The sequence below is a fragment of the Methanofollis sp. genome (assembly GCF_028702905.1).
In the GTDB taxonomy this organism is placed as follows: Archaea; Halobacteriota; Methanomicrobia; order Methanomicrobiales; family Methanofollaceae; genus Methanofollis.
In genome coordinates this window covers 1-3,626 of sequence record NZ_JAQVNX010000154.1, presented here as the reverse complement: position 1 = coordinate 3,626, position 3,626 = coordinate 1, and the positions used below count along the sequence as shown (strand labels likewise).

Here is a 3,626-nt window from a genome sequence, read left to right as displayed (position 1 = left end):
GCAGCGCCTCTTTTTTCTCCTTCTCGTGCTCGGCGACAAGGGCGTTCCAGTCCTCCATGGCCGCCGCAAAATCCTCCTCGTCGGCGACCCCGATCTTACCCTGCACGACGAGTCCGATCGCGCCGGCCGGCACCAGAGGGAGGGAGGCTGCAAGGGCGGCGGCGATCAGGTGAGGGTCCTGCTCGTCGAGAGAGGCGCCCGGCACGACCACCGCCGTAACCTGCAAAGCCGCCACCTCGCGCACCACGCTCCGGCCCCATCCTCCGGTCGTCCCGACCGAGACGACGTCGCCCTCGTTGACGCCGAGGTCGGCAAGAAGCCCGCCGACCGCGTCGTGGGTGAGGGAGGTGATCGCCTTCACCGGCACCTGCCCCTCGCCGATCTGGAGTTCTTCCACCCTTTTCATCTGCTCGATCCGCTTCATCAGTCTTTTGTTTCGCTTCTCCTCTTTGCGGAGCAATTTCCTGAGGTTCTTTATGATCGCGTCCCTCTTTGTGATCTCGATGTCCCTCTGGAGTTCACGACCGCGATCAGATCGTTCCCTCCTGATCTGCCTCTTCAGCCGGGCGATCTCCCCGTCCTTCTCTGCAATCCCCCCTTCGATTTCCTGTACGAACTCCTTCAGACGCTTTGCCGTCCGGTCGAGCTGGAGGAGTCGTTCGTCGCGCTCGTCCCGCTCCGGTTCCGCCTGGGCCTCCTCAGCCGTCGGCTTCTCCTCGGGCGCGGGCGGACGACCAGAGAGTTCGGCGAGCACCACCTCGATCGACTTCCCCCGCAGGACGCCTGCCCGAACATCGTCCAGGTCGAAACCTGGCGGCACCCTCTTTGCGATGTTCAGGAACTTGTTTTTGTTCGACCTATAGGCGTCCAGGGCCGCGGAAAGAGCGTCCCTCTCATGAGGGTTCGCATAACCGGTCCCGACCGTCATCTCCACCTTGCCCTCCACGCTCCGGTCCTGCGGAGGCACGTACGCGATCGCGTTGAAGGCCCGCCGCACCTTTTCCACGGTGTCAGGCATCGGCGTGACGTCAGAGGCGATGATCAGGGGTTTGCCCACTCCGCGGAGGTGCTCGATGATATCGGCCGTCCCCATCTGGCGGGAGGAGTAGAGGTCCACCACCTCGCCGTCGAGGTCAACCGCCCCGATCCCGGTCGTCGTCCCGGGGTCGATCCCGACAATAAGGGATTTCCTCTTTCTCGTGATGGGCCGGTACCTGATCCGGTCGAGTTTCTTTCCCTCGACCCGCACCTGGGCGTCGGCGCCGGTGTAGCCCCTGACCGGGATCGCCTCCCGCGGCGCATGGACCGAGAAGTCAACCCTGGAAAAACCGCCGAAGGCAAGACGCTCGCTCTTTTCGTAGCGCAGGCCCGCGGCCACGAGGTGCCCCTCCACCTTGCGGGCCTTCTCCCGCACCGCCCCGTGGATCTTGCGCACGTATCGGTTCTGGCTCCACCCGCCCCTCCCAGGAGACCGGTGGCGGGAGACAACGATATCGGTCGTGTTCTCGAAGGCGATCACCGCGGCGCCGCCGCCGAGATAGGCGATCCGCGCCGCCGCCCCGGCCTCGGCAAAGGGGTCGGTCTTCTCGGTCACGATGTTGTACCTGGCCGCCACCTTCTGGAGGGTCTCTTTCCGCTCGCCGCCCGTCACCTGCACGAGCACCGTCCGCGTCGGGAGAGTCTGCATGAAGGTGACGAGGTCGTGCTGGTCTGTGGCGAGTTCCTGCACAGAGTCGGTGGCAAGGATATCGGGCTCTTCCGAGGCGATGAGCCGGGAAAGCCTGAACGCCGTCACCGACGAAGTCGAGGCAACCGTCCCGTCCTGGAGGACGACCAGAGCGTACAGCGGCCGCCGGGTTCTCGACCGCACCGAACCTCTGATGACATCGATCCCGAAGACCTTCACCTGACCACCACTCCCACCGCCTCCTCGGTGGGATAGTCTATCCTGTACTTCCGCCTGAAAAACCTGAGCACGTTCTCGATATCGCGCCGCAGAATGACGTCGGCATTCGGGTGGTCGGTCTCGATCCACTGGGGCCAGTCGATGAGCCAGACCTGACTCTCGTCGACCATCACGTTGTACTCCGAGAGGTCCCCATGGATGATCCCCTTTGCATAGGCGCGGCCGACGTTCTCCAGAATCTCGTCGAGCACGGGCCGCGGCTTATCAAGGGTGCACCTGTTCAGGTTCACCCCCGGGATCTGCGACATCACGACGACATGGCGGGAGCGGTCGATCGGCAGCGGCACCGAGACCTCTGGAGAGAGACGCTGGAGGGCGGCAAACTCCTGCTCGGCCGAACGCGCCGAGGCGAAGATCCAGGGACAGTGCCCTGCCTCTGGCATGTAGCCCCGCTCTTTCCGCACCGCCTGGAAGGACTGCTGCCCCACATGGTGAAACTTCAGGACGACCGGGCCGAGGCCGAGGGCCTCGTAGACCTCCGACTCTTTCCCGACACCGAGAAGGCTGCCGAGGGCCGTGACCGTCCCCTTTTTCGTGAGGGTGTGGAGGGCGACGGCGTCGTATCCCCCGAAGATCAGGGCGTAGCCCGGGTATGGGACAGCATCATAGCGGACCATGTTCCACTCGATGAGGTTCTGGAGGCGATATTCAAGTTCAGAGTCGGAGAGCTTCGTCGACGCCTTCAGGACGTCCAGGGGCACCCACTCGTAGCGCTGCATGAGTCGCTCAAGGGACATGAGGACGCGAAGGTCGTATTTATGGAGCGCCCTGACGCGCTCTGGAGAAACTGGCATGGATACTACAGATTATATCAGGTGGCGGGATAAAAGGTGATGGGGTCAGGGCAATGGAATGCACAAAGTGCAGGAGGGACGCCGTCATCTTCCAGCGCTATTCAGGGCTCAGACTCTGCCGTGATCATTTCGTCGCCGATGTGGAGGCGAAGGCAAAGCGGGAGATCAGGCGGCAACACTGGCTTGCCACGGGAGATGTCATCGCCGTTCTCCTCTGCGGCGACCTCTCGTCGGTGGCTCTGCTCGGATTTCTGGTGAAGGTCTTTGGAAAGAGGCCAGACATCTCGATCCTCGCTCTCGTCCCTGAGGACGGAAACAAAACCTGCAGGCAGGTCGCCGTCGACCTCGGCGTGGCCTGCCATGAGGTGACCGGAGGTCGGGACCCGGACGGGATCGTGCAGGGCCTCGGGGCGACGAAGTTCGCCGTCGGGACGGCCCTGGACGATATCGCCCTCGATGTGCTGGCGACGGTGCTGGAGGGACATGCCGACCGTCTGGCCGGGCCCCGGGAGACTGGAACGTCTCCCCTCTCCAGGATCGCTCCGTTTTCAGTCATCCCTGCAGAGGAGGTCGCCCTGTATGCACGCCTCACTCTGGAGCATCTTCCAGAGACTCCTTCCCCGGTCGTCGACGATCGCAGGGCCGATATACGGGCCCTCCTCGACGAATACGCCGCAGGACACCCGGCGACGAAGTTCGCCCTCAAGAACCTGAAGGACGAACTCGCCGGGATCTGTGGGGAGGGAGAAAGAATACGATGAAAAGACCGGTCACCCTCTGGCGGCAGGTCACGGCCATGCCGAGGGCCAGGATCGTCTTTTTCCTCGGTCTCCTGGCGGCTTACCTCTTCATCTTCACCGCACTCT

The 3,626-nt window shown here is 63.5% G+C and carries 3 protein-coding genes; 1 reads left to right on the top strand and 2 read right to left on the bottom strand.

Translation table 11 applies throughout. The features are described from left to right. Together PHP59_RS11875 and PHP59_RS11870 are read right to left on the bottom strand one after the other, a co-directional pair. Window positions 1-1,906 (bottom strand): DUF460 domain-containing protein (locus PHP59_RS11875; RefSeq protein ID WP_300167267.1); only part of this gene is annotated, 1,906 nt, incomplete at its 3' end. Beyond that, window positions 1,903-2,760: an RIO1 family regulatory kinase/ATPase gene (locus tag PHP59_RS11870; protein WP_300167266.1), complete on the bottom strand. Its 858-nt coding sequence runs from the start codon at window positions 2,758-2,760 to the stop codon at window positions 1,903-1,905. The genes PHP59_RS11875 and PHP59_RS11870, both read right to left, overlap by 4 nt. A gap of 53 nt (window positions 2,761-2,813) precedes the next feature. On the opposite strand from PHP59_RS11870, the gene PHP59_RS11865 reads away from it, so the two are divergent. Beyond that, window positions 2,814-3,521 (top strand): tRNA(Ile)-lysidine synthase, encoded by a 708-nt coding sequence (locus PHP59_RS11865; RefSeq protein WP_300167264.1) that lies wholly within the window; start codon window positions 2,814-2,816, stop codon window positions 3,519-3,521. Window positions 3,522-3,626: the final 105 nt, after the last annotated feature.